The organism is Pseudomonas sp. NBRC 111119, assembly GCF_001320125.1.
Classification (GTDB): domain Bacteria; phylum Pseudomonadota; class Gammaproteobacteria; order Pseudomonadales; family Pseudomonadaceae; genus Aquipseudomonas; species Aquipseudomonas parafulva.
The window spans coordinates 71440-96509 of record NZ_BCAV01000023.1; the positions used below are offsets into that span (position 1 = coordinate 71440).

23 protein-coding genes are annotated in these 25070 nt (G+C 61.7%); 15 read left to right on the forward strand and 8 right to left on the reverse strand.

The features are described 5' to 3' along the window. Positions 1-68: 68 nt before the first annotated feature. The 9 genes from APH25_RS10480 (at position 69) to APH25_RS10515 (ending at position 9097) form a co-directional block, all read left to right on the forward strand. Positions 69-1199 (forward strand): catalase family protein, encoded by a 1131-nt coding sequence (locus APH25_RS10480; RefSeq protein WP_060481852.1) that lies wholly within the window; start codon positions 69-71, stop codon positions 1197-1199. 21 nt (positions 1200-1220) lie between these two features. Then, on the forward strand, positions 1221-1376 hold the full coding sequence (locus APH25_RS25655; RefSeq protein ID WP_169338818.1) for a hypothetical protein: 156 nt from the start codon (positions 1221-1223) through the stop codon (positions 1374-1376). 165 nt (positions 1377-1541) lie between these two features. After that, the gene (gene hchA, locus APH25_RS10485; protein WP_060481853.1) at positions 1542-2420 is read left to right on the forward strand and encodes a glyoxalase III HchA; all 879 of its coding nucleotides are present in this window, start codon (positions 1542-1544) and stop codon (positions 2418-2420) included. Then, positions 2417-3133: a PA1136 family autoinducer-binding transcriptional regulator gene (locus APH25_RS10490; protein WP_060481854.1), complete on the forward strand. Its 717-nt coding sequence runs from the start codon at positions 2417-2419 to the stop codon at positions 3131-3133. Before hchA ends, APH25_RS10490 begins: the two co-directional genes overlap by 4 nt. A 134-nt stretch (positions 3134-3267) precedes the next feature. Next, positions 3268-3777 (forward strand): sigma-70 family RNA polymerase sigma factor, encoded by a 510-nt coding sequence (locus APH25_RS10495; RefSeq protein WP_060481855.1) that lies wholly within the window; start codon positions 3268-3270, stop codon positions 3775-3777. Between the two features lie 4 nt (positions 3778-3781). Next, entirely contained in the window at positions 3782-4768 is a 987-nt protein-coding gene (locus APH25_RS10500; RefSeq protein WP_060481856.1) for a FecR domain-containing protein, read from the forward strand. A gap of 233 nt (positions 4769-5001) precedes the next feature. Further along, entirely contained in the window at positions 5002-7287 is a 2286-nt protein-coding gene (locus tag APH25_RS10505; protein WP_082428260.1) for a TonB-dependent siderophore receptor, read from the forward strand. 5 nt (positions 7288-7292) lie between these two features. Then, complete coding sequence (locus APH25_RS25660; protein ID WP_256217507.1) at positions 7293-7589, forward strand: iron transporter; 297 nt, start codon at positions 7293-7295, stop codon at positions 7587-7589. Next, a complete protein-coding gene (locus APH25_RS10515; RefSeq protein WP_060481857.1) occupies positions 7586-9097 on the forward strand; it encodes a PepSY domain-containing protein in 1512 nt (503 codons plus the stop codon). The genes APH25_RS25660 and APH25_RS10515 overlap by 4 nt, the downstream gene beginning before the upstream one ends. Positions 9098-9108: 11 nt before the next feature. Here the strand turns inward: APH25_RS10515 and APH25_RS10520 are convergent, their stop codons facing one another. From APH25_RS10520 to APH25_RS10530, 3 genes are all read right to left on the reverse strand, one after another. Continuing rightward, complete coding sequence (locus APH25_RS10520) at positions 9109-10035, reverse strand: amidohydrolase (protein WP_060481858.1); 927 nt, start codon at positions 10033-10035, stop codon at positions 9109-9111. A 79-nt stretch (positions 10036-10114) separates the two neighbouring features. Next, positions 10115-11443 carry an MFS transporter gene (locus APH25_RS10525; RefSeq protein WP_060481859.1) on the reverse strand — a complete coding sequence of 443 codons (1329 nt, stop codon included), beginning with the start codon at positions 11441-11443 and terminating at the stop codon, positions 10115-10117. An 80-nt stretch (positions 11444-11523) separates the two neighbouring features. Beyond that, complete coding sequence (locus APH25_RS10530) at positions 11524-12501, reverse strand: hydroxyacid dehydrogenase (protein ID WP_060481860.1); 978 nt, start codon at positions 12499-12501, stop codon at positions 11524-11526. Between the two features lie 231 nt (positions 12502-12732). Here APH25_RS10530 and APH25_RS10535 point away from each other — a divergent pair, with 231 nt between their 5' ends. Together APH25_RS10535 and APH25_RS10540 are read left to right on the forward strand one after the other, a co-directional pair. Continuing rightward, positions 12733-13410, forward strand: a complete 678-nt coding sequence (locus APH25_RS10535) for an RraA family protein (protein ID WP_060481861.1) — start codon at positions 12733-12735, stop codon at positions 13408-13410. A gap of 84 nt (positions 13411-13494) precedes the next feature. Continuing rightward, complete coding sequence (locus APH25_RS10540; protein ID WP_371262502.1) at positions 13495-14721, forward strand: MFS transporter; 1227 nt, start codon at positions 13495-13497, stop codon at positions 14719-14721. 4 nt (positions 14722-14725) lie between these two features. Here APH25_RS10540 and APH25_RS10545 read toward each other — a convergent pair whose 3' ends face one another. Both APH25_RS10545 and APH25_RS10550 read right to left on the reverse strand, forming a co-directional pair. Further along, positions 14726-16051: an MFS transporter gene (locus APH25_RS10545; RefSeq protein ID WP_060481863.1), complete on the reverse strand. Its 1326-nt coding sequence runs from the start codon at positions 16049-16051 to the stop codon at positions 14726-14728. A gap of 45 nt (positions 16052-16096) precedes the next feature. Beyond that, positions 16097-17017, reverse strand: coding sequence for an SMP-30/gluconolactonase/LRE family protein (locus tag APH25_RS10550; protein ID WP_060481864.1), 921 nt, complete (start codon positions 17015-17017; stop codon positions 16097-16099). Positions 17018-17315: 298 nt separating this feature from the next. On the opposite strand from APH25_RS10550, the gene APH25_RS10555 reads away from it, so the two are divergent. Further along, positions 17316-18017, forward strand: a complete 702-nt coding sequence (locus APH25_RS10555; protein WP_082428261.1) for an IclR family transcriptional regulator — start codon at positions 17316-17318, stop codon at positions 18015-18017. 34 nt (positions 18018-18051) lie between these two features. On the opposite strand, the gene APH25_RS10560 is transcribed toward APH25_RS10555, so the two are convergent. From APH25_RS10560 to APH25_RS10570, 3 genes are all read right to left on the reverse strand, one after another. Continuing rightward, a complete protein-coding gene (locus tag APH25_RS10560; protein WP_060481865.1) occupies positions 18052-18426 on the reverse strand; it encodes a MerR family transcriptional regulator in 375 nt (124 codons plus the stop codon). A gap of 66 nt (positions 18427-18492) precedes the next feature. Beyond that, the gene (locus tag APH25_RS10565) at positions 18493-19068 is read right to left on the reverse strand and encodes an NAD(P)H-dependent oxidoreductase (protein ID WP_060481866.1); all 576 of its coding nucleotides are present in this window, start codon (positions 19066-19068) and stop codon (positions 18493-18495) included. A 90-nt stretch (positions 19069-19158) separates the two neighbouring features. Continuing rightward, positions 19159-20205 carry a LacI family DNA-binding transcriptional regulator gene (locus APH25_RS10570; RefSeq protein WP_060481867.1) on the reverse strand — a complete coding sequence of 349 codons (1047 nt, stop codon included), beginning with the start codon at positions 20203-20205 and terminating at the stop codon, positions 19159-19161. A gap of 245 nt (positions 20206-20450) precedes the next feature. On the opposite strand from APH25_RS10570, the gene APH25_RS10575 reads away from it, so the two are divergent. From APH25_RS10575 to mgrA, 3 genes are read left to right on the forward strand one after another with little or no spacing between them, the layout of a single operon-like run. Then, positions 20451-22655 carry a TonB-dependent receptor gene (locus tag APH25_RS10575; protein ID WP_082428263.1) on the forward strand — a complete coding sequence of 735 codons (2205 nt, stop codon included), beginning with the start codon at positions 20451-20453 and terminating at the stop codon, positions 22653-22655. 39 nt (positions 22656-22694) lie between these two features. Further along, positions 22695-24014: an LLM class flavin-dependent oxidoreductase gene (locus tag APH25_RS10580; protein WP_060481869.1), complete on the forward strand. Its 1320-nt coding sequence runs from the start codon at positions 22695-22697 to the stop codon at positions 24012-24014. Between the two features lie 11 nt (positions 24015-24025). Beyond that, the gene (mgrA, locus tag APH25_RS10585; RefSeq protein WP_060481870.1) at positions 24026-25069 is read left to right on the forward strand and encodes an L-glyceraldehyde 3-phosphate reductase; all 1044 of its coding nucleotides are present in this window, start codon (positions 24026-24028) and stop codon (positions 25067-25069) included. The last annotated feature ends 1 nt before the right edge of the window (position 25070 follow it).

Consider the following 25070-nt stretch of genomic DNA (forward strand, 5'->3'; position numbering starts at 1 on the left):
GCGGCGGCACCCAGGTTGCCTTGTTACGAACACCCTAACCGTCCACAGAGACGACCGGAGTAGCCTTGATGAACAATGACCCCGTAACACCGGCTGCAGGTGTACCGTTGCCGTTCGACCCTGCTTTCGAACAAATTCCTGAAGACGAAGCGCAAACCAGCCAGGAGCTGCAAGACACGCTACGCCAGATCATGGAGATCACGTTCAAAGACAATGGTCACGCCTACCGCAGCGTTCACGCCAAGGGCCATGGCCTGCTGCGGGGCACCATCACGGTCGCGCCGGGCCTGCCATCGCACCTGGCCCAGGGCGCCTTCGCCAAACCGGGGCGGTTCGATGCCTACCTACGGTTCTCCACCAACCCTGGCGATATTCTGGATGACAAGGTGTCCACTCCACGCGGCCTGGCCTTGAAGATGGTCGGTGTGGACGGGCCACGCTTGCCCGGTAGTGAGGGTGACACTACCCAGGATTTCGTGCTGCAGAACGCCAAGGCGTTCACTGCCGCGACCCCCAAGGCCTTCCTGAAAACCCTCAAGATGCTGGCCAAGACAACCGATAAGGCACCCGGCACCAAGAGAGCCCTCTCTGCCGTGCTGCGGGGTGCCGAGAAAGTTGTGGAAGCGTTCGGCGGTGAAAGCGGGACGCTGAAGAGCCTTGGTGGGCACCCGCAGACGCACATCCTGGGTGAAAGCTTCAGCACCGTAGTGCCGATGTTGTACGGTCCCTATTACGCGAAGCTCGCCGTCGTGCCCGTGTCGGCCACGCTTACCGCACTGACCGACCAGCAGGTCGATTTGAGCGATGACCCGGATGGCCTGCGCCACGCCGTAGAGGCATTTTTTGCAACGCAGGGCGGCGTGTGGGAGCTACAGGTGCAACTGGCGACTGACAGCGAAAAAATGCCTGTTGAAGACGCTTCGGTTCAGTGGCCGGAAGACCTCAGCCCCTACGTGACCGTAGCCCGGCTCGAAGTCGAGCCTCAGGCGGCCTGGAGCGAGGAAAAGGTCCGTGCCATGGACGACGGCATGGCATTCAGCCCCTGGCATGGGCTGGCTGCACACAGGCCGCTTGGCGGTGTGATGCGCGTCCGAAAGCCGGCCTATGACATGTCATCCGGCTTCCGTGCCGAACATAACCGTTGTCCCATCCATGAGCCGCGCCCGGAAAACCCGGGTGACACCAAACCCTTTGTCTGAACTTATCAAGGAGATAACCCTGTGCAACCGAAAACCGCAGGTAACGAAGAAAAGGGCCCGAGCGATGTGCCCTATATCAATGACCCTTTGAAACCTACCTCGCCCGCGCTGAATGATGCTGATGAAACTGACGCGGCAGAAGTGGACGAAGACATCGACGACGGCGAGTCACTGTAAGCGCGAAGAGGACGGATCAGCTGTCACTCAGCGCGCCGGCCCATGGCACTGGTGCGCGAGTGATTAGCGTTAAAAATATCCCCGTATTAGGGGGAAACCCTCATTGCGAGTGCTGGCCTTGCCTCCTAGGATCAATACCTTGGACATCCACCGAGGAAACGCGCCATGCAACCTGTCAATTCCGAAGACAAACGCCCAGCCGCAGACCCGGCAGAAGATGGTGCGTTCTTTCCATCGCCGTATTCGCTGAGCCAATTTACGTCACCCACATCTGACCTGAGTGGTGCGGACTACCCCACCCCTTACACGGGTGGGCGCTTGAAGGTGCTGGTGATCGGTGCTGATGAGCGTTACCTGCCCACTGACAATGGCACACTGTTCTCCACCGGCAATCACCCAGTCGAAACTTTGCTGCCGATGTATCACCTGGACAAAGCCGGGTTTGCCTTCGACATCGCGACGTTGTCGGGTAACGCGGTCAAGTTCGAGCACTGGGCGATGCCCGCGCAAGACGCCGAGGTGAAGGGCCTTTACAGCAAGTACCGTGATGCCTTCAGGCAGCCGCACAAGCTTGCCGACGTGCTGGAACAGGCGCTTGGCGAGCAGTCGGATTACATCGGTGTGTTCATACCAGGTGGTCACGGCGCACTGATCGGCTTGCCCGAAAGCCCTGACGTGAAGCGTGTGCTCGAATGGGCCTTTGCCCAGGGCAAGTTCATCATTTCGCTGTGCCACGGCCCAGCGGCTTTTCTGGCGACAAGTGCCACCGAGGGTAGCGAGGGCTCGGTGTTCAAGGGCTACAAGATCTGCGCGTTCCCGGATGCGCTCGATGCCAAGACACCTGATATCGGCTACATGCCGGGCCACCTTACCTGGAAGTTCGGTGAGCGGCTCAAGGCCTTGGGTGTGGAGATCATCAATGATGACATCTCCGGGCTCGTCCATCAGGACCGTAAGCTGCTGACCGGTGACAGCCCGTTGGCAGGCAATGCCTTGGGCAAGCTGGCGGCGACCGCGTTGTTGAAGGAAGCCAACGGTCAATGACGCCCGCCGAGGCTGCATTTAGGGCGGTGCTCACGATGCAGCAGGCCTCTGCGCTGCCTGCCATTCAGGGGGCTGTGCGTGAGTTCGCACAGCCTCTGGGCTACGACCGTTACGTGTTGTTTTCGGTATCTGTCACCGCTGAAGACCTTGTTGACCGTGTGTTCTGGGTAGAGGGGCAGTGGTGGGAGGATGGCCAGGAAGTGGATGCTAAGGCTTACGTGCGGCATTGTCCGGTCACCCGGCACATCCTCGAAGCGCGTGAAGCCTTCTTCTGGTCCAAGACCAATCAGGCAGGCACAGAGCGGTATCGGGTGGTCCGCCGCCCGGCAGGGCCTGGCCTGCAGGGTGTACAGGTGCCTGTCTTCGGGCCTGCCGGGCTGGAGGGCGCCATGAGCCTGGGCGGTCAACGCGTATCGAGCGGCTCCGAAGCCTGCCTTGCCCTGGTGATCGTTGCCGAAGCGGCATTCAGGGCCGCTCGCCGGCTGTCGATGGCACCGGCAACTTCAGCTGCAAGGCTGCTGACAGCCCGGGAACGTGAGGTGCTTACCTGGACGGCGGCCGGCAGCCGACAAGCCGATATTGCCATCAGCCTGGGCTTGTCGGAACGCACGGTGGAAAACCATTTGCGTTCTGCGCGTCGGCGGCTGGGGGTGGCTACGACCGCCCAGGCGATCAAGGTTGCGATTAGCAAGGGGGAACTTGCGCGGGAATAGCGTTTAACACGAGAAACTCAATACTCATGGCGCTAGTGCATACCCCATTATTCCTTGCGCCGATCGGTTGCAGGGCATCAGAACCCATCGCTATAATTGCGAATACTTATCATCATCGCCGGGCATTCGGTTTCATGGGTATTGATCACTCATTCGAGCGCGATGTGGAGCGCTTGTACACGGCTCATCATGGCTGGCTGAGGGGGTGGCTCACGCGCCGGCTCGGTGATTCAAATGATGTAGAAGACCTGGCGCATGACACGTTCGTAAGAGTCATGCGGGCACGCAAGCCGGTGAATCAGTTGCGCCAGCCTATGGCGTACTTGTCTACCATCGCCAATGGCCTGGTCATGAACCGCTGGCGCAGGCTGACCATTGAACGCGCTTACGCTGATGCCTTGGCGAGCATGCCTGAGAGGGTTGAGCCCTCAGCCGAGGACCGTGCAGTGCTGATCGAGTCGGTGCTGCAGGTTGAAGCCCTGTTGCAAGGGCTGTCGCCGCGTGTGAGGACAATCTTTCTGCTATCGCAACTTGATGGCCTGACCTACAAGGAGATCGCCTTGCAGCTCACCCTTAGCGTGGACCAGGTGCAGAAGGCCATGACTCAGGCATTCCGCCGCTGCTACTTCAGCCTCTTCGAGTAAACCCGTGCCTGACGACCACCGCGATCAAGCCTTGTCGCCTGAAGTACGCGACCAGGCGCTCGCTTGGCTGGCGCTTAGCTGTTCAGGCAATTTCACCGAACAGCAGATGCTTCAGTTTCAGCAGTGGCTGCAACTGGACAGTGAACACGAGCGCGCCTGGGGGAGAATGCAGGTGCTTTCCACTGCGTTCAAGGATCACGAACCGGCCCTTGTCGACCCTATTGCGAGGTCCATGGTACAGCGGCCGGAACCCCTGCTAAGTAAACGTAGGACGTTACTCAAGGTTGTCTTGGGTACAGCAGTGAGCTGCGCCAGCGCGTGGTATGGCAAGGATACCCGTCTTGTTCAGGGGAGCCTGGCCGACCTGAGCACGGAGATCGGCCAGCGTCGGCATCATGTGCTGCATGATGGCACGCAATTGTGGTTGAACACTGCCACTGCCGTGGATGTGGATTATGGCCGGGATGAGCGTCGCCTTACCCTAAGGTATGGTGAAGTTGGCGTGCTGACTGGCAATGATCTGGCTGGCCGGCCTCTGGTTGTCGTAACTCGCGATGCCCAGTTCGCACCCCAGGGCACACACTTCACGGTACATGCCGACGAGGCGAGGGCCATAACGTCGCTGGCCGTCACCCAAGGAGCGGTGGCGGTGACAGCCAGTGGTACTGGAGCAATGGCCCTGGTGCAGGCAGGGCAGCAGGTGGCGGTCGATCACGGGCGTGTGTCGCTGCCGGCTGCGCTTGAGGCCCGGAGCACTGCGTGGATCAACGGCCTGATCATCGTTGAACGGATGCGCCTGGGTGACTTCACTCGCGAATTGACCCGTTATCTACCCGGTATCGTGCGCTGCGATCCGCACGTAGCAGCGCTTGAGCTGACAGGGTCCTTCCCGTTGGACGATCTGACCAAGACATTCACCATGCTTGAGCGCAGCTTGCCTGTGAAGGTCAATCAGCGCACACGATACTGGACCTCGATCACAGGCGTGTGACCACCCGCAAAAAAACATGTTTCTGTCAGGCAGGTTTTTCCGTCTCGCGGGGCCTATGACTAGAACCGGCTCAGGAGTGAGCCGGGCATACCCCTTCAGGAATCGGACAAACGCCTATGAAACCCAGCGCCACGGCACGGTCTGGCCGCCCCCCATCCACGTCTGCGGCCGCCTTAGGTCTGTGCCTACTGGCCGGGGGTGCTGTGTACCCTACGCTCTACAGCAGCAACGCCATGGCTGTGGAACGGGATACAGCACCCGCGGTGCCCCTTGATTTCGCTATCGCTGCCGGCCCGCTAGACCAGGTGCTAAGCCAGTTTGCCCGCCAGGCGAAAATCGAATTCTCGGCGGATGCGCAGTTGACCAAAGGCAGGCAAAGCCGTGGGCTGGCTGGGCGGTACCGGCTGGAAGAAGGCCTGCAGGTATTGCTCAACGGTAGCGGTTGTGTCGCGCAGCGTCAGGCCGACGGCAGCTTCCTGCTGATCCACTCTTCAGAGGAAACTACGTTGGAGCTGCCGGCCACCGCCGTGAAGGGCGCAGCCGATGCCTCGGCGGTGGGGAGCTTCAATACGCAAGCCTCGCCACAACTCATGAAATCGAACACACCCTTGGCCCGAACCCCACGCTCGGTGACAGTGCTGTCACGGGCGGTGCTCGACAGCCAGCAGGTACAAAGCCTGAGTGAAGCTTTGCAGAATGTTCCGGGTGTGGTCGCAGGCCAATACGGCAGGCGGGGTTTTGATGACGTGATCATCCGGGGGCAGGACGCCAGTAACGCGCTGCTAGTTGATGGGCTGCGTACCAGCACAACCAACCGGGTAGCGCAGCAGCTGTTCGCCATGGAACAGGTCGAAGTGCTTAAAGGGCCTGCATCGCTTGAGTACGGGCTGGTTCTGCCAGGTGGCGTGGTGAATATGGTGAGCAAACGCCCCCAGGCGGATCCCTTCGCTGCAGTCGATTTGACGTACGGCAGCCATAACTTCAAGCAGACCACCTTCGATGTCGGGACGCCGCTGTCCGGCGACGCAAAGGCGGCGTTTCGCCTGAATGGGCTGGCGATGGATACCGACGATGCCACCGACCATGTCTGGTTCAAGAGCCGGCATATAGCACCATCGCTTTCGCTTGATCTGGGCGATGACACCAACCTGACACTGCTGGCCAGTCATCAGGAGCGTGAGTACATTCGCCAGCAAGGCCTACCGTTAAGCGGCAGCCTGCGAAGCAACCCCAACGGAAACCTGCCCCGCCATCTGTTTATCGGTGAGCCAGGGCAGGGGCCGTACGACGCTACAGAAGACCGCTTGGGCTACGCGCTCACTCATTGGCTCGCCAATGATTGGGTCTACCGGCAAAACTTCCGCTGGCAGGGCTACAGCCTCGAAGGGCTGGCGATCACCAGCGGCGCGCTGGCTGCCAACGGTCGCCTGCTGACCCGTTCGGGGCTGCAGCAGGATTACCGTGGCGATACGCTGAGCTTCGACAACCATCTGCAGAAAGTCTTCGACGGCCGGTGGGGCGAACACGAACTCACCACCGGCTTTGACTACCTGCGTTCACGCGAGCATCAGGTGACGCGCAACTGCGCAGTCAGCAAGCTGGACCTCTTTGCTCCGGTTTACGGCAAGCCTGTTGTCTGCCCCGCCAAGGCGCGGACCGACCGCGACAGCACTGTGCGCATGCTCGGCGGCTATGTGCGTGACAACGTGCGCGTGGGTGAAAAGTGGAACTTAACGGGCGGGTTGCGTTACGACACAACCGATACCTATTCCGTCGATCAGCTTTCCGGTAACCGCACCGGCAATACGGCTGATGCGGTCTCTGGCGCAGTCGGCGCCATGTACGAGTTGTACGAGAACGTACGCCCCTATATCAGCTATTCCACATCGTTCTACCCCAACAGTGGCAGTGATGCGCAGGGCAGGGCGTTCAAGCCGGAAGAGGGCAGGCAGTGGGAAGCCGGTGTGAAATTCGACTTGCAGCAAGGTAGGACGCTGTTGACCTTGGCACTGTTCGACATGCGTCGGGAAAATGTACTGCAGGATGACCCGGCTAATGACGGGTTCAGCCTGGCGATTGGCGAGCAGCGCACCCGGGGTGCAGAACTAGCAATCACCTCTGATGTGACTGATCGCTTGAGCATCATGGGTGGTTACGCCTACACCGCGGCCGTGGTGACGGACGACGGCGGTAATCGGCCTTCCACCCAAGGCGAACCGTTGGATAACGTCTCGCGCCACAGTGCCTCCCTGCACGCGCGCTACCGTTTTGGCGATACTCCTCAGGGCTGGACCCTGAGTGGTGGCTTCAAGGGTGAGAGCCGGAAGTTCACCAACGGCTACAGTGTACCGGGGTACGTGGTTGCGAACGCGGGCCTGGCCTACGAGATTGACCATTGGCGTGCGGCACTCAACCTCAAGAATCTGTTCGACAAACACTACTATTCTGGCGGCACCGCACGCGCCGTTGCCATGGGTGATGAGAGAACCCTGCTGGTGACCCTCGGCTACCGGTACTGACTGCCATGGCGAAAGCGATAAAAGCAGGCGGCTATGCCGAAGCCTGGATGCGAACGGCAGCCGCGATTGTCGGCGGCTACGGGTTTACTTATAGCTTCACCGCTGCATTGGCGCGCCTGTTGCCAATGGCTGACAGTGAAGCGGTCATTGTGGCGACACTTCCGTCATTTCTGGTGTATGGCCTGGCTATTCTGTGGGCATATGGCTGCTGCAGCGTAAGCCGCGCCTGGGCCCTATTGTTACCTGCCATTCCCCTGGCGGTATTTGCATTCTGGCCACAGGTGCGGAGTGCGCTGGCATGAAAAACCGTACGCTTACGCAAGCCTACTCGCGATTGCACACGATGTGTGGCCTGCTATTGGGCTGGGTACTGTTCGCCGTTTTCTTCACCGGCAGCCTTGCTGTGTACGATAAGGAAATCGATGCCTGGATGCGCCCGCAGCTTCAGCAGCATCCGGTGGATCCGGTGACAGCAGCCCAGCGCGCAGTGGAGTACCTGTCGGTGAACGCTGCCCACGCCGATCAGTGGAACATCGACCTGCCCACCCAACGCATCCCATTTCTGAGGGTTTCAACAGGCCCGCGGCAACGTGAAGGCGGGACGTATCTGGATACCCTTACCGGCCTGCCCGAGCCGGTGAGAGATACCGTGGGCGGGTATTTTTTCTTCCGTTTCCATTTCACCCTGTACCTTCCACGCACGCTGGGCATCTGGGTGGTCGGGCTGTCAGCCATGGCGCTGCTGGTGGCAACGGCCAGCGGTATCATCATGCACAAGAAGCTGTTCAAGGAGTTCTTCACCTTCCGGCCAGGGAAGGGGCAGCGTTCTTGGCTCGATGCGCATAATGCGGCTGGGGTCCTGCTGATGCCTTTCTACCTGATGATTGCCTATACCGGGCTGGTCATCTTCTACCTCGCCTATATGCCAGCTGCAGTTCACGCGCTGCTGGGGGTGGAACACGCTTCCACTCGCCAGATCATGCGTGGCACAGCGCTGCCGCGGGTAGTGCTGCAGTTACAGCGTGGCGATGCTGCAGCCCCCATCACGTCGCTTGCTCCGATGCTCGTCACTGCCCAGAACGCGCTCGGCCCATTGTCTGGGCTGACCCTCTACAACCCAGGCCGCACCGGGGCACGAGTGGAGGTGCGCGAAGCCGACGGCAACCGTATGGAGCTGTCCAGGGGGCGAGGCATGGTGTTTGATGCGGCGAGTGGCAGTGTTCTGCGCCCCCCTGCCACAAGCGCCCCCGGCCAACGTGTACAGCAGGTAATGGCCGGGCTGCATTTTGCGCAATTCAGCGATTATCCGCTCAGAGGGCTCTATTTTTTCTGCGGCCTGGTAAGCAGCATGATGATTGCCACAGGTCTGGTGCTGTTCACGGTCAAGCGCAGGCGCCGGTCTGCTGCCGACAATGCATTGGAGGCGGCATGCCATCGTGCAGCAGAATACATGAATGTGGTCTTGATGCTGGGGTTGCCGGTCAGCTGCGTTGCATTATTGCTGGCCAACCGATTGCTTCCTGCGAGCTTGATGCATCGCAGCGGCTGGGAGGTGAAGGTCTTCTTCCTGGTATGGCTGTGTAGCGGCGTGCACGCGCTGCTGCGTCCTTGGCGTACCGTCTGGCGCGAGCAACTGGCTGTGGCGTGTGTGCTTGGGGTGTGCGTGCCGTTGCTGTCCCTGGCACTGGAAGGTTACATGGGGGGTGTGGATGTGGGCTGTCTGCTGTTTGGCGCGCTAGCGGCCTGGCTGCGGTGGAAAATTACAGAGGGCAGCGGCAACAGGCCGACGCTGCCGCTGCGGCACAACTGAGGGGTACGGGCTTATACGGCAGTGAACCCGTACAGCTCCATGGGGTTGTCGCGAAGAATCTTGCGACGAATCGCCTCGTCGGGCGCCCATTGCAGCAGTACGTCGAGCAAGGCGCTGTCATCTGGCTTGTTCTGTTCGGCGAGAGTCGGGTGCGGCCAATCGCTGCCCCACAGCATGTGCTCGGGGAAGCGCTCGATCAGGCGGCTCGCCACAACTCCGACATCCTGATAGCCAGGGCCGCCGGTTTGCGAACGCAAGTAAGGGGCCGACAGCTTGACCCAGGTATTGCCCCGGTCGAGCAGGTCGCTCATTGCGCTGAACGCGTGAGACGTGAGCCCTTCAGGCTGTGGTACATGGCCCAGATGGTCGATGACCAGGCGGCCCGGCAGTTTGCTCAGGCGTGGGGCCACCTCCGGCAACAGCGGGCCGGTGGCCACCTGCACATTCCAGCCCAGTTCGCCAACACGTGCAGCCAGCCGCTCGATACCGTCGAGTGCCTGGGTCCCGACGCTGAGGTTGAAGCGGATGCCACGCACACCAGCGCGGTTCAGCTCGTCGAGCTCGGCGTCAGTGACAGAACTGGCCACGACGGCCACGCCTCGCGCGTCGCCGCGGCTGCGCAGCAAGCCATCGAGCATCACCCGGTTATCGGTGCCGTACGTTGATGGTGTGACGATGATCATGCGGCGGATGCCGAGGCGTTGCTGCAACTGCCGGTAGTCTTCAAGGGACGCATCCGGTGGCAGCAGTGTGGCACCCGGCGCCGCCGGGACACGGCTGTCATAAAGGTGCATGTGGCAGTCCACGCTGCCAGCGGGTGGAACCAGCTGCGGGCGGCCATCGCCTGCACTGTAGGGGACTTTCGCCAGGGCGCCCATTGCGGCGCTTGCACTGATGGCGCCGGCAGCTTGCAGGAATCTGCGACGAGACAGAGACATAGGAACCCTCGATTATTATTGTTGTGCAAAGGCCGATGCCCACCGTTCGACAGTGAAGGTGGGCATGACGGGGGACGTCTTACTTGGTCTGCAGCGTGGCCGCTGCCTGGGCCTGTTCCAGCTGGCGCTTGCGGCCAATGACCAGCACCATGATGCCGGCGAGGGTGCACAGCGCCGCCAATGGCATAAGGGCCAGGGCATAGCTGTTGGTGGCGTCGTGGATGGCACCGTAGACATTGACCATCAACCCGCCACCGATCAGGTTGGCCATGGCACCGACAGCGGCCAGGCCTGCGGCGGCGGTGCTGGACGAAAGCCAGCCTGAAACCAGCGCCCAGAACGGCCCTTTCATGGAATAGGCGCCTACCAGCACCATGGTCAGCATGACCACTGTGGCAGGCAGCGACGAGGTGAACAGTGTCATGAACAGGCCTGCTGCGATCAGCAGCATGGTCATCGCGGTGTGCCAGCGGCGCTCACCGGTGCGGTCGGAGCTGCGGCCCCAGATGATCATCACGACCGAGGCAATGCCGTACGGAATGGCGTTGACCAGGCCGATTTCCATGGCACTGAGGCCAAAGGTTTTCAGCAGTTGTGGTGCCCACACGCTCATGGTGCTACCGGCTGCAGAGGCGCCGGAGTAGATCAGGGCCAATACCCAGATGTCTTTGTGACGCAGTAACTTCCACAGCGAGATATGCCCGATGGCGGTCTTCTTGGCAGCCTCTTCGGCAAGGCGGCCGGTCAGCCAGCCGCGCTGTTCGTCGCTGAGCCATTTGGCCTGTTCGGGGCGGTCAGTGAGTACAAACAAGCAGGCGATGCCCAGCAGCACGGCCGGGATCCCTTCGAGAATGAACAGCCAGTGCCAACCACGCATGCCCATCCAGCCATCCAGGCTCAACAGCAGGCCGGACAGGGGGGAGCCAATGAAGTTGGCGGCCGGAATGGCAACCATGAACAACGCGACCATGCGGGCACGGTAGGCGGAAGGGAGCCAGTAGGTAAGGTAGAGCAGCACGCCAGGGAAGAAGCCCGCTTCGGCTGCACCTAGCAGAAAGCGCATCACGTACAGCGAGTTGGCACCCTGCACGAACGCGGTGCCAGCAGAAATCAGGCCCCAGGTGATCATGATGCGCGCGATCCAGATACGTGCACCGTAGCGCTGCATGGCCAGGTTGCTGGGGACTTCGACGAGGAAGTAGGCGAAGAAGAACAGGCTGCTGGCGAAACCGAAGACTTTGGCCGAAAGCTCCAGGTCCTGGTTCATCTGCAGCGACGCCATGCCGATGTTGCCGCGGTCGATGATCGCGATCAGGTAGCAGATGATGAGAAAGGGCAGAAGGCGCCAGGCAACACGGCGCATGGTGACGCGTTCGAGTTCACTGGGCTTGATGGTTGTAGAAGTCATGGTGCTCTCCAATTGTTTTTTTTCTGGAGTAACGGGTGCCATGGCGCCGTGGGTGGTTGCCCGAGCGGCGCCTGAGTCAGTCAGCTGTTCATCAGGTGGCGATTGACCACGCAGCGTGGGTCCAGGGCCTTGCCCGCCCACACATCCAGGATCTGCTGCAGGGCAACCAGGCCCACACGGTCCCGGGCCTCGGTGGTGTTGGCGCCAACGTGCGGCGTGGCCACCAGTGACGGCAAGCCCCACAGCGGGCTGTCGGCAGGCGGGGGTTCAGGGTTGAAGGTGTCCAGGCCGGCGCCACCGATACGGCGCTCGCTCAGCGCGCGTACCAGCGCGTCGGTATCAACCAGCTCACCCCGCGCGGTGTTGATCAGAATCGCCCCTGGGCGCATGCGTTCGAGCTGTGCGGCACCGATCAGGTTGTGATTGGTGTCGGTGAGCGGGCAGTGCAGGCTGATGATATCGCTGTCGGCCAACAGGCGGTCGAAGTTCTCTTCACGCACGACGTGGCTGCGTTCGGGCAGCTGTTTCAGGTAAGGGTCGTAGACCTTGACCTGCATGCGCAGCGGCGCCACCAGGTCCATGAGAATGCCGCCAATCGAACCCAGGCCCACCAGGCCCAGGGTCTTGCCGCTCAGTTCCACGCCATTGGCCGAGGCTTTGTCCCAGTGCCCATCGCGCATGCGTGCATCGAGCAGGGCCGTCTGGCGGGCGACGCTGAACATCAGGGCGAAGGCGTGTTCGGCAACCGACTGCGCGTTGGCGCCCACTGCGATCGACACCGGGACGCCCAGTTCGGCTGCGGCCTGGATATCGATGGTGTTGTAACCCACGCCATGTTTGGCGATTACCTTCAGGTTGGCAGAAGCCTGAATCATGGCGCGTGTCAGGTCGCCCTGGCGTACCACGATGGCATCGGGCTGTTCGGCGCGAATGATGGCTTCCAGTTCTTCGGCCGGCAGATACGGGGTGGTGGGGATGACCCTCACGCCCTGTTCAGCGGCAAGTTTCATGGCCTCGGCGGCAAGCTCGGGACCGGTCAGCAGGAGGGTACGGGGCATGGGGATACCTTGTTCTTGTAGGGGCAGTTCAGGGCGATGTGCCGCGTGCTGGGCGGCAATGGCTAAACCCTACCATAATGAAACGCCATTGCAATCCTAATCATACGAACAGTTACAGGCGCGATGATCAGCCAGCAAAAATGCATTGCCAAGGTATTAATGAAATGACATTCTAAAAAAAGATTCGGCAGACACCGATGACATCTAATAACACCAAGAGAGGTATGTCACATGAGCATTGGCTTCCAAGTGCTTGAGCGCGCTCGTAAAGTCGGCGATGAATGGGTGGCGCGCTACCGCGAGGTTCCGGTTGCTAACGTCAGCGACTCGATGAACCGCATGACGGCAGGTGGTGCCCGCTTGCGCCCGATGCACCGCGAGGGTGTGCTGTGCGGCCCGGCCTTGACCGTCAAGGCACGCCCCGGTGACAACCTCATGCTGCACTATGCAATCGACATCGCTCAGCCCGGTGATGTGATCGTGGTCGATGCCGGTGGTGATCTGACCAATGCCCTGATTGGTGAAATGATGGTCGCCTACGCGGTAAAACGTGGTGTGGCGGGTATTGTCATCAACGGCGCCATCCGCGACGCAGCCAACATTGGCGCCGGTGAGTTCCCTTTGTTCGCCGCGGGTGTTTCGCACCGTGGGCCCTACAAGGACGGCCCAGGCGAAATCAATGTGCCGATTGCCATCGATGGTATGGTGATCGAGCCTGGTGACCTGATGATCGGCGATGACGACGGTTTGCTGTGCGTGCCTTACGACCATGTCGCCGAGGTGTATGCGGGCGCCACCGCCAAGCATGCTGCCGAAACTGCACAGATGGAAAAAATTGCCCAAGGCACCAACGACCGTTCCTGGGTCCTTGAGTCCTTGAAAAAGAAAGGCTGCCTGCTGCCAGGCTGATCCAGCATTCACTGCGCACCTTGCGATGGGGCGCAGTACGCGATGGGTCGGCACTGACTGCGGGTCTACCGAGGATTCGCACACTTGTCCGATTCATCATCTTCACATCGCAAGCGTTGGCCCGCCGCCGTGCGGGCGCTCGCTCATCGCAATTTTCAGATTTATTTCGCAGGGCAGGGTGTTTCGACACTGGGCAAGTGGGTACAGCAGGTTGCCCTGGCGTGGCTGGCCTATCACTTAACAGGTTCGGCCGTGCTGCTGGGGCTTATCACCTTTCTATCCCTGGCGCCGCAACTGCTCATTGGCCCGCTGGCCGGTGCCTGGATCGACCGTCACGACAAGCGCCGTGTGCTGATCATTGTGCAATCGGTGCTGATTGTGCAGTCACTGGTGCTGGCCGTAGCCACCTGGCGTGACTGGGTCGATGGGCCGTTCATCGCTGCCATGGCCTTGCTGCTCGGCTTGCTCAATGCCCTGGAAACCCCGCTGCGCCAAGCGCTGATCAGCAGTTTTGTCGACGACCCGGCCGACCTGCCGAATGCCCTTGTGCTCAATGCCATGCTGATCAACGCGGCACGCTTCGTTGGGCCGCCCTTGGCAGGCGGGCTCATTGCCCTGGCCGGTGAGGCAGCCTGTTTCGCCCTGACGGCAGTGGCTTTCCTGGCGTTGCTGGGGGGCTTGCTAAAAGTTCGGGGCGTTGCGGCCCCAAAAGCCAGTGGCTCCACAGCGCAAGTGTTTCGCGAGGGCCTGGCCTACCTGTGGCACACCCGCAACGTGCGCCAACTGCTGGTCAATGTGATCATGGTCAACTTGTTGGCGTCGTGCTACGCGGCGCTGCTGCCGATCCTGGCCAGAGCAGTGTTTGCCGGTGATGCGCAGGTGCTGGGCTGGTTGTGGGGGGCGGCAGGGGCGGGGGCATTCCTGGCCACGCTGGTATTGGCGGTGGGCGGGGCCATCCCCCGGCTGCAGCATTTTACCCATGCCGGGGCGCTGTCGTGTGCGTTCGCGCTGGTGGGCTTATGGCAGGCGGAAGAGTTGCCGCTGGCACTGCTGGCACTGGCGGTGCTGGGGTTCGGTATCACCCTGAGCAACGTCAGTACCAACATGCAGTTGCAAAGCGGGGCGCCGAGCCATTTGCGCGGTCGGGTCATTGCCTTCTACATCGCCATGCGCTTTGGGTTCGAGGCCTTGGGCGGCATGGCGGCAGGTTTGATTGCTGCGCGGTTTGGTGCACCTGCGACCCTTGGGGTCGCAGGTGGGGTGCTGGTGCTTGGGTTGCTGGGGCAATACGGCATGCAGCGCCGCCGCTAGGCCGTCAGGCGGTGTGGCCCAGCGGGGCTTGCCGCTTGGCGGGGTCGCCCAGCCAGAGCATGAGGATGATACCCACCACCAGTATGGCTGCCACTGCGAAGAACGGGATCACGAAGCTGTTGGTCGCGTCCTTGATCACACCGATCATGAAGGGCCCGGTGAACCCGCCCAGGTTGCCAATCGACACAATCATCGCCAGGCCGCCTGCGGCGGCGCGGCCGGTGAGGAAGGTCGAGGGGATGGCCCAGAACGTTGCCTGAAAAGACAGGATACTGGCCACTGCCATGCACAGTGCACCGATCTTGACCAGCGGGTCTGCGACCAGTGCCGCGACCACCAGGGCCACAGCCGCCATGGCCAGCGCGGCGACCACGTAGGGCAGCCGCTGCTCGCTGCGGTTGGCCAGGCGTGCCCACAAGGTCATGGCGATGGCGCCGAGGATGTAGGGCAGCGCCACTACCAGGCCCAGCGTGCTTGCCGAAATGCCCAGCCCTTTGATGATCTGTGGTAACCACATGCCGATGCCAACCGAGCCCACGATGCAGCAGAAGTTGATCGCAGCCAGGGTGAACACTTTCGGGTTGGTCAACGCCGAACGCAAGGTACTGCCATGGCTCGCGCCAATCGACTGCTGCTCTTGGGTAATACGGTTGCTTAGCCAGTGCTTTTCACGCTCACTGAGCCATTTGGCCTTGACTGGGTTGTCCACCAGCACCCACAGGCAAGCGATGCCCAGCAGTACAGCGGGCAGGGACTCGGTCACCAGCAGCAGTTGCCAGTTTTTCAAACCCAGCACATCGTGTTGCTGCATCAGCCAGCCGGACAACGGCGAGCCAATGATGTTGGCCGTGGGGATGCCCAGCAGGAACGCGGCAGTGGCCTTGGCGCGCCACTTGCCCGGGAACCAGTACGTGAAGAACAGGTAGATGCCAGGTGTGAAGCCTGCCTCGGCAATGCCCAGCAGGAAGCGCAGAATACTGAAGCTGACGGGCCCGGTGGCGAACGCTGTGGCCATGGAGAGCAGGCCCCAGGTCACCATGATGCGGGCGATCCAAACCCGTGCACCGAAGCGCTGCAGCAGAAGGTTGCTGGGCAACTCGAAGATGAAATAGCCGAAAAAGAACAACCCGGCCGCCCAGCCGAACATCGTAGCGGTCAGGCCCAGGTCCTGGTTCATGGAAAGGGCGGCGAAACCGACGTTCGTGCGGTCCAGGTAACTGATCACATAGCAGCAGAAAATGAACGGCAACAGGCGCCACAATACGCGGCGCATCAGGCGTTCGCCTTCTGCCTCACTCAAAGGTGCGGAGCTGGTGGTCTGGTAGTTCATGTCGTTTGATCTTCTTGTAGTTGTTGTCAGTGACGCTGGGCGTTTTCAGCTGTGCGAGTACATCGCAAGGCCTGGCACTTTGGCCCTGACCTGTAGGATGCTGCCGGTCTCGGACTCAGTGATGAACAGGGTCTGGCCGTCGTCGCCGCCGAAGGCGAGGTTGGTATTGCTGATGCCGGCGCAGGAGACAATGCGCTCCAGCGGTTCGGCCACCTTCGAGAGCTTCCACACAGAACCAAAACCGGTGTGGGCGATGTACAGGTTGCTGTGGGCATCCAGCGCCAAACCGTCGGGGCCACCCAGGCCGCCGTGCAGCTGTGCGAAAACGCCGACCTTGCCGATGATCGAACCGTTGCCCAGCGGGATTCGCCAGATTTGCTGGGCGCGGGTGACTGCTACCAGCAAGTGGTTGAGGTGGGGGTCGTAGACGATGCCGTTGGGGCTGGGGATGGTGCCCAGCAGGCAGGTAAGGTTGCCGCTGGCATCGAGCTTGTACACCCTGCCGCTGGCGTCCTGGAGCCCGGTCTGGCCCTGGTCGGTGAAGTACAGGTCGCCGTTGGGCGCAAAGACCAGGTCATTGACGCCCTTGAAGCCTTCAGAACCGGCCGAGTCGAGCAGCGCTTCGATGGCCCCGGTTTCCGGGTCGAGCACCATGATCCCGCGCTTGTAATCGGTGATGAAAATGCGGCCGTCCTGGTGGATCTTCAGGCCGTTTGGCCAGCCATCGTACTGGCACACCAGCTCCCATTCGCCCTGGGGAGAGATGCGGAAAATACGCCCATTGGGTATGTCGGTAACGTACAGACGGCCTTGGCGGTCAAACGAAGGGCCTTCTAGAAAGGAGTCGATGGCGCGACCTTGACGATTGGCATTGGCCCAAGCGGTAGGGCGTACATCGCGGAAACGGTCGGGCAGGCGAGTGAAAACCGTGGTTTCGAGCGTAGGCGGGGCAGCAAAGAAGCTCATGAGCGCTCCTGTAGGGCCGGAGGACGACAGGCGTCCGATTGTTTTTGTGGTGTTAAATGCAATGCCATTTCAAAATAGCTCATAAATTATCTATCCGTGAAGCGAAATTTCATATCACCTCGTATTTCTGGTGAAAAACTGAGAGGTAAAGACTTTAACTTTTGGCTATTAGGAAATGTGATTCTAAAAACCACGTCGCGAGCTCTGTTCCGTTGGCGCTGGCCGACCATTTACGGATAATGGGCCTTTTCCAGTCCCTGGCTTCGATCCGGGGCGTCGATCCTGTGAGGTTCTGCAAATGGTCAAAGCGCGGCCGCGTCCAGCGGTGAATGGGGTGGCATCGGCAGACCGTGTCTTGACCGTGCTGACGGCATTCGAGATAGGTGACACGGCGCTGAGCCTCGTCGAGCTGGTAGAGCGTACCGGCCTCATCAAGAGCACGATCATGCGTTTGATGGTTTCACTGGAAAACCACGGGTTCATTACCCGCATGGCCGACGGGCGCTACCAGCTGGCCAGTGAGGTCATGCGTCTGAATGCTGTTTACCAGGAGGCGCTGGACCTCGAGCGGCACGTGATGCCACGCTTGCACCACCTGGCGGAGCAGTCCGGTGAAACGGCGTCTTTCTATGTGCGTCATGGCGCCTACCGGATGTGTCAGTACCGAGTTAACTCATCCCATCGCCTGCGTCTGAATCTTCAACCTGGGGATATGCGGCCCATGGATGAAGCGGCCGGGGCGCAGGCCCTGCGTGCCACTTACCAAATTGGCAGCACGCTGCAGAAGCCTTATTACTCAAAAGGTGCGACGGATCCCCATGCTGCCTCCATGGCCTTGCCGATCTACGGCGCGCAGCAGGAGCTCATGGGTGCGCTGGTCATTTCAGGGCCTGCAAGCCGTTTGACCGAAGAGTATGCCGACAGTCTCAAACCCATGTTCTTCGAGGCCGCACATGACCTGATGCGCAGCTTGGGCTTCAAACCGGTGACGACCGATTGAGGCTTCATCTCGGCGTCAGCGGCGTCAACCCTCACTAACCGCCGGTGGCGGCTTCACACCGGTGGCTGGCCGTTTGCAGCTCTGCTTCGAACGCATCCAGCCCCGCATACATCAGCTGTAGGCTGCTGATCTGAGCCATCACGTGTTGTTTCTTGGCCGCGATCGCTTGGGCAGCGACCGACCACGGCAGCTCAAAATCATCCTGCCCTTGCAGGATGCCCTGCATTTCCTTGAGCTTGAAGCCGAGCTGCTGGGCGCACTTGATGAACTTCAGGCGCGCCACCGTTCGCGGGTCATAGACCCGATACCTGCCATGGCGCACGGGCGTTGGCAGCAGGCCGATGGCCTCGTAATGGCGGATGGTTTTGATCGTAGTGCCCGATAGCAGGGCGGCTTTGCCGATGTACATGAAGGTCCTTTTCAGCAAGGGTACAGCGCATCTTGGCACAGGGCTGGCCTGGCTGGAAATCAGGTGTCAGCGGCGGGCAAGGGCCTCTGCCTGCTTTAGCCAGGCCTCGCGGCGTGGCCCATTGGCACCCAGCACGGGGCCAAACGTCAACGTTCTCAACGGTCGGATACCACAGAACTGCAAGGTGGTCTTGCGCAGCTGATGCAGCCCAGGCATGCGGTATATCCAACGGTAATACCAGGGCGGCGTGTCTAGGGTTACCAGCAGGTCGGCAGTGCGGCCCTTGAGCAGCGGTTCGGGAAATGCTTTACCGGGCTGATAGCGGAATGCGAAGCCCGGCAGGAATACCCGGTCGATGAAGCCTTTCATCAGCGCCGGAATACCGCCCCACCAAATGGGATAGACGAATATCAAGTGGTTGGCCCAGAGCAAATCGGCCTGGGCCCTCAGCAGGTCAGGCTCCAGTGCCTGCACCTGTTTGTAGCCGTGGCGTAGGACGGGGTCGAACCTCAGGTCGCCCAGGGGCAGTACGCGTGACTCATGGCCCGCACCTTGGGCTGCCTCGGTGTACCGAGCGGCCAATGCTGCACAGAAGCTCTCGGCACAGGGGTGCCCCAGTATGATCAGTATCCGTTTACCCATTGCAGTGTTCACCCGCAGCAAAAGGCAGGACGTTAAAGCCTGCCCCATACGGGAGAGTCAACACCTGTATTCACACCGGCCAAGGCTGCTTCAGATACTCTCCCGCACCACCAGCTGGCACGCCAGCAGGTTCAAGCGCGGTATATCGCCTTCGCCCGCCAGGGCGCCCAGGTGCTGCAACACCCGCTGCGCCGCCACCACACCGATTTCTCGCGAGGGTGGCCGCACGGTGGACAGGCTGGGCAGCAGCATCTGAGCGAAGGCGTAGTCGCCAAACCCCATGACTGCGACGTCTTCGGGTACCCGCAGCCCGGCGCGCTGGCTTGCGAGCAGGGCGCCTGCGGCCAGGTTGTCATTGGCGAACATGATCGCATCCGGGGCGGGGGTGCGGCGCATCAGCGCTTCCAGCGCCTGGCGCCCGGCTTCGAATGGTGCTGCGTCAGCGGGCGGGACGAACACCCAGGGTTCCAGGCCCGCTTCGAACAGCACCTGGGCATACCCGTCACGCCGCTCCAGGGCGCTGTAGTCGCCAGCGACGCTGTTCTGCACGAATGCGATGCGCTGGTAGCCTTTGTCCAGCAAGCAGCGGCATGCCAGTTGGCCCGCCTCGAAATGACGAAAACCCACCTGCAGCGCAGGGCGTTCAGGCACGTAATCCCAGATTTCAACCACGGGCACGTCCGCCTCGGCCAGCATCTTTTCGGTAGCGGGGCTGTGGTAACGGCTGGTGACCACCAGTGCCGCTGGCGACCATCCCAGAAAGGCCCGCACCGCCTGTTCTTCCTGCTCTTGGCTGAAGTAGCTTGAGGCCAGCAGCAACTGGTAGCCGAATGTGCTCAGGGTATCGCTGAAGGCTTGCAGGGTATCGGCGAAAATCGGCCCGGAGATGTTCGGGATGACCAAGGCAACGATGCGCCCGCGCGCGGAGGCGAGGCCGCCGGCCACCCGATTTGGCACATAGCCCATCTGCTGCACGGCAGCTTGGATCCGCTCGCGCAGCGGTTCGGAAACCTGTTCCGGCTGGTTGAAGTACCGCGAGACGGTGATCGACGACACCTTGGCCACTCGGGCGACTTCCGCCAGCGTCACGCGCCCGGCACCGCGGCGCTTTCGGGTGGGTTCATTGGGCTTGTTCACGCTGACGCCCTGGCAATTGTGGCTAAGAGAGGGCCCATGTTAGCGCTAACCAGAGCTTCTCAAGCAAATAGCCAAAAGGCATAAATGGCGCATTTTTCAGTATTTGACGTGCTATGCAGGCCGCTTGGATACTTGCCGTGTTAGCGCTAACAAGCGCTGCTGTTGGCAAGCGCCTGCCACTCGCACGAGCGAGACCAGACACCCACAGCTTCTCTTTCGTCTGGTCTATCAGGGCAGTGTGCATCATGCAGAAAAGCCGCAATCGGTCTTCTTTCAAACCCCCACGCAAACCCCTGGCTACGGCTGTGCTGCTGGCTGCCATAGGGCAGGGCGCCCAGGCAGAAGAGGCCGTGCAGCCTACTGCGCTGGGAGCCGTTACGGTTACAGCCACCCGGCGGGAGGCACCCCTGCAAAAGGTGCCGGTGGCCGTTTCGGTAGTGGAGGGCGAGCAACTGGAGCGGGATAACCGCAACAACGTCGCCAGTATCGTCCAGCAGGTCCCCACCCTCAACTACCGGGCCGGTGCTTCCAACAAGGATACTTCGCTGTTCATCCGTGGCGTGGGCACCATTTCGACCTCACCCGGTGTAGAGCCCACGGTCGCCACAGTGGTCGATGGCGTGGTGTTCGGCCGCCCCGGCCAATCTACCCTCGACCTGCTTGACCTCGAACGGATCGAAGTGCTGCGTGGCCCGCAGGGCACACTGTTCGGCAAAAACGCATCGGCCGGCGTACTCAATGTGATCAGCAAGGCCATCCCGGAGCAGGCCCAGGGGTATGTAGATTACGCTCATTATGGTGGGGGCGACGAGAACCGCCTGCGCTTCGGCATTGGCGGGCGCTTCGATGAGCACCTGAAGGGTTCGCTGAGCACGTTGTGGGGCGGCTATGACGGCAACGTGGACAATGTTGCCAACGGCCACCGCGTCAATGGCTACACACGCAAGGGGGCACGCGGCAAGCTTGAGTTCGAGCCAGACGAGGCGCTGCACCTCACCCTGATCGCGGACTACATGAAAGGCGAAGATACCCTGCCCAGCGGTGTGGTCACCCGTGCGGGCAACGCCTTTGCCAGCCAGTTACGGCCGGTGACCCCCAGTGCCCACAACCGTGACATCGACAGCGACTTCAAGACCCACGTCGAGGACGAAAACCAGGGCTTGTCTGCGCAGCTGGACTGGCAACTGGGCGACTACACCCTGACTTCGATCAGTGCCTGGCGGGGCTGGAACAACACCCAGTACCAGGACGGTGACCGGCGCGCCTTGCTGCCGCTGACCGCTTCCCATGACAAGGGCACGGTCGATTACGACCAGTACAGCCAGGAATTTCGCCTGACCTCGCCCAAGGGCCAGTTCAACGAATATGTACTGGGCGCCTTCTACATGCACGGCAAGTCGCAGGAAACCTACCAGCGCCTGTCGGTGAATGGCGGTATCGCCAACCTCGGCCGCGCCGATTACGCCACCCGCAACGACAGCGTGGCGCTGTTCGGCGAGAACACCTTCAACTTCACCCACGACTTGCGCGCCATCTTCGGGCTGCGCTGGACCCACGATGACCTCGACTATGATCACCGCCGCGTGTCCACCTCGGCCACCGCTGTGACCGGTATCCAGCCCTCTACCGCCAGCAAAGGGTCGGTGGACGAGGACGGCTGGAGCGGGCGGACCGGGCTGCAGTACGATTTCAACGACAACCTGACCGGCTATGTCACCTATTCCCGGGGCTACAAAGGCCCGGCCTACAACGTGTTCTTCAACATGCAGCCGCGTGACACCCAGGCGCTCAAACCCGAAACCTCCGATGCCTACGAGATCGGCCTGAAGAGCACGGCGCTGGACAATCGCCTCACCGCCAACCTGGCTGTCTTCCACACCGATTACGACAACTACCAGGCGAACTTCTTCGACACCGTGGCCAACCAGGTGGTCACCCGGCTGGTCAACGCCGGCAAGGTCAAGACCCAGGGCGTAGAACTGGATGCCAGCCTGCAGGCCACCTCGCGCCTGAAACTGTCGGCCGCCGTGGCCTACACCAAGGCGCGCGTCGATCACTTCAACTGCCCGCCAGGGGCAGCCGCCAACTGCAATATCGACGGCGGCCACCTGCCGTTCACCCCGGACTGGAAAACCTACCTGCGGGCTGACTACGTGATCCCGCTGGACAACGGCCTAGACGTGGAACTGAGCAGTGACTACAGCTGGCAGGACGCTGTGCAGTTCAGCCTCGACCAGAACCCGGATACGGTCCAGGGCGCGTATGGCATCTGGAATGCCAGCGTTGCCCTGGCCGACTACAACGCCGGCTGGCGCGTGGCGCTGCTGGGCAAGAACCTGGGCGACACGTCGTACGCGCAGATGCTGTCCAGTGGCGGTGACTACATCTACCGCTCGGTGCCCCGGGACGACGGGCGCTACTTCGGCGTGCAACTGCGCAAGGACTTCTGAGCCTCCGGCTGCCGTATTTGTGTATTGAAGGAGAACCCCATGTCCCGTCGAATGAGCCTGGGCGCGTTTCTGATGGCTACCGGGCACCACGTTGCCGCCTGGCGCCACCCGCAGGTGCCGGCGGACCCGCTGGACTTTGCCATCTACCGGCGCACGGCGCAGATCGCCGAAGCGGCGTGCTTCGACGCCCTGTTCGTCGCCGACAGCGTGGCAGCGCCCGCCGAACCCTGGGCGAGCCTGAGCGCCCGCTCGGTGTACTTCGAACCGTTGACCCTGCTGTCGGCGCTCAGCGCGGTCACCGAGCGCATCGGGCTGATCGCAACCGCCACCACCAGTTACAACGAGCCGTACCATGTGGCACGTAAATTCGCTTCGCTGGATCATTTGTCTGCGGGGCGTGCCGGGTGGAACCTGGTGACCTCTGACGCGGCCGCCGAGGCCGGTAACTTCGGCCTTGAGGCGCATATTTCGCACGCCGAGCGCTACGCCCGTGCCCGTGAATTCCAGCAGGTCGTGCAAGGCTTGTGGGACAGCTGGGCGGACGATGCCTTCGTGCGCGACAAAGCCAGCGGCCTGTTTCACCCGCCCCATGCGGTGCGCACGCTCGACCACGCCGGTGAGCATTTCCGTGTCAAAGGCCCGCTGAATGTGGCCCGCTCGCCCCAGGGGCGGCCCGTACTGGTCCAGGCGGGTTCCTCAGAAGCCGGCCGCGCGTTGGCGGCACAGAGCGCCGAAGTGGTGTTCACCGCACAGCCCAGCCTGGAAAAGGCGCGGGCGTTCTACGCCGACCTGAAAGGGCGACTGGCCAGGTACGGGAGGGATGAGAGCGCCCTGAGGATCATGCCCGGTGTATTCGTGGTAGTGGGGCAAACCCAGGCACAAGCCGAAGACAAGTACCAAGCGTTTCAGGACCTGGTCGACCCCCGTGTCGGGGTGGGCCTGCTGGGGCGCATGCTGGGCAACTTCGACCTGTCCGGCTACCCGCTGGACGGCCCGCTACCCCCGCTGCCGCCCACCGACAACGGCCAGCGCAGCCGCCAGGCTTTACTGACCGAGCTGGCCGGCAGCGAGCAACTGACCTTGGCGCAGCTGGGCCGACGCATCGCCGGGGGGCGAGGGCACCACAGCGTGGTGGGCACGCCGTCGCAGATTGCCGATGAACTGCAGGCCTGGTTCGAAGGCGGTGCAGCCGATGGCTTCAACGTACTGGTCCCCCACCTGCCGTTGGGGCTCGAAGACTTCGCCCTGCACGTGGTGCCCGAACTGCAGCGACGTGGCCTGTTCCGTCGCCACTATGAAGGCAAGACGCTGCGCGAGCATCTAGGCCTGCAACGCCCGGCCAACACCCATTTTGTTTGACGAGAACCCCCATGAGCTATCACGCAAACCCCGACCGTTATGCACGCATGCCCTACCGCCGGGTAGGGCGCAGTGGCCTGGTGCTACCGGCCCTGTCATTGGGGCTGTGGCACAATTTTGGTGATGCCACGCCCATCAGCACCCAGCGCGCCCTGCTGCATACCGCCTTTGATGCCGGTATCAACCATTTTGACCTGGCCAACAATTACGGCCCGCCGTACGGCAGCGCCGAGGTGAATTTCGGCCGCCTGCTGCGCGAGGACCTGCGCAGCTACCGGGATGAACTGATCATCTCCAGCAAGGCCGGTTGGGACATGTGGCCCGGGCCGTACGGGCAGGGCGGCAGCTCGCGCAAATACCTGATCGCCAGCCTGGACCAGAGCCTGGCGCGCCTGGGGCTGGACTACGTGGATATTTTCTATTCCCACCGCTTCGACGCCGATACCCCGCTGGAAGAAACGGCCATTGCGCTGGCCGATATCGTGCGCCAGGGCAAAGCGTTGTACATCGGTATCTCGTCCTACTCGGCAGGCAAAACCGCCGAGATGGCAGCGCTGCTCGACACGCTCAACGTGCCGCTACTGATCCACCAGCCGTCCTACAACCTGTTCAACCGCTGGATAGAGCGCGACCTGCTCGACACCACTGCGGCCGTGGGGGCCGGGGTGATCGTGTTCACCGCGTTGGCCCAGGGGCTGCTCAGCGACAAGTACCTTGACGGCATTCCGGCCGATGCACGGGTGAACCGCGCAGGCGGCGGGTCGCTGCTGCCCCAGCATTTGTCCGAAGCCAACATCGCCCGTGCGCGCGCCCTGAACGCCATCGCCCACCAGCGTGGCCAGAGCCTGGCCCAGCTGGCATTGGCCTGGACCTTGCGCGACGCACGGGTGACCTCGGCACTGATCGGTGCCAGCCGGCCGGAACAGATCACCGAAAACGTCGCGGCCCTCGACAACCTGGCGTTCAGCGCCGAGGAGCTGGCGGCCATTGACCAGTACGCCGTTGAAGGCGGGATAAACCTCTGGGAAAAACCCTCGACCGACTGGAAGGAATAAA

Excerpts from the sequence above, each read along its gene's own strand:
- APH25_RS10560 (WP_060481865.1), bottom strand. The coding sequence starts at position 18,426 with ATGTACATCGGCAAAGCCGCCCTGCTATCGGGCACTACGATCAAAACC.
- APH25_RS10480 (WP_060481852.1), top strand. The coding sequence starts at position 69 with ATGAACAATGACCCCGTAACACCGGCTGCAGGTGTACCGTTGCCGTTC.
- APH25_RS10490 (WP_060481854.1), top strand. The coding sequence starts at position 2,417 with ATGACGCCCGCCGAGGCTGCATTTAGGGCGGTGCTCACGATGCAGCAG.
- APH25_RS10520 (WP_060481858.1), bottom strand. The coding sequence starts at position 10,035 with ATGTCTCTGTCTCGTCGCAGATTCCTGCAAGCTGCCGGCGCCATCAGT.
- APH25_RS10555 (WP_082428261.1), top strand. The coding sequence starts at position 17,316 with ATGGTCAAAGCGCGGCCGCGTCCAGCGGTGAATGGGGTGGCATCGGCA.
- APH25_RS10525 (WP_060481859.1), bottom strand. The coding sequence starts at position 11,443 with ATGACTTCTACAACCATCAAGCCCAGTGAACTCGAACGCGTCACCATG.
- APH25_RS25660 (WP_256217507.1), top strand. The coding sequence starts at position 7,293 with ATGGCGAAAGCGATAAAAGCAGGCGGCTATGCCGAAGCCTGGATGCGA.
- APH25_RS10535 (WP_060481861.1), top strand. The coding sequence starts at position 12,733 with ATGAGCATTGGCTTCCAAGTGCTTGAGCGCGCTCGTAAAGTCGGCGAT.
- APH25_RS10550 (WP_060481864.1), bottom strand. The coding sequence starts at position 17,017 with ATGAGCTTCTTTGCTGCCCCGCCTACGCTCGAAACCACGGTTTTCACT.
- APH25_RS10565 (WP_060481866.1), bottom strand. The coding sequence starts at position 19,068 with ATGGGTAAACGGATACTGATCATACTGGGGCACCCCTGTGCCGAGAGC.
- APH25_RS10575 (WP_082428263.1), top strand. The coding sequence starts at position 20,451 with ATGCAGAAAAGCCGCAATCGGTCTTCTTTCAAACCCCCACGCAAACCC.
- APH25_RS10515 (WP_060481857.1), top strand. The coding sequence starts at position 7,586 with ATGAAAAACCGTACGCTTACGCAAGCCTACTCGCGATTGCACACGATG.
- APH25_RS10580 (WP_060481869.1), top strand. The coding sequence starts at position 22,695 with ATGTCCCGTCGAATGAGCCTGGGCGCGTTTCTGATGGCTACCGGGCAC.
- hchA (WP_060481853.1), top strand. The coding sequence starts at position 1,542 with ATGCAACCTGTCAATTCCGAAGACAAACGCCCAGCCGCAGACCCGGCA.
- APH25_RS10505 (WP_082428260.1), top strand. The coding sequence starts at position 5,002 with ATGGCTGTGGAACGGGATACAGCACCCGCGGTGCCCCTTGATTTCGCT.
- APH25_RS10530 (WP_060481860.1), bottom strand. The coding sequence starts at position 12,501 with ATGCCCCGTACCCTCCTGCTGACCGGTCCCGAGCTTGCCGCCGAGGCC.
- mgrA (WP_060481870.1), top strand. The coding sequence starts at position 24,026 with ATGAGCTATCACGCAAACCCCGACCGTTATGCACGCATGCCCTACCGC.
- APH25_RS10495 (WP_060481855.1), top strand. The coding sequence starts at position 3,268 with ATGGGTATTGATCACTCATTCGAGCGCGATGTGGAGCGCTTGTACACG.
- APH25_RS10545 (WP_060481863.1), bottom strand. The coding sequence starts at position 16,051 with ATGAACTACCAGACCACCAGCTCCGCACCTTTGAGTGAGGCAGAAGGC.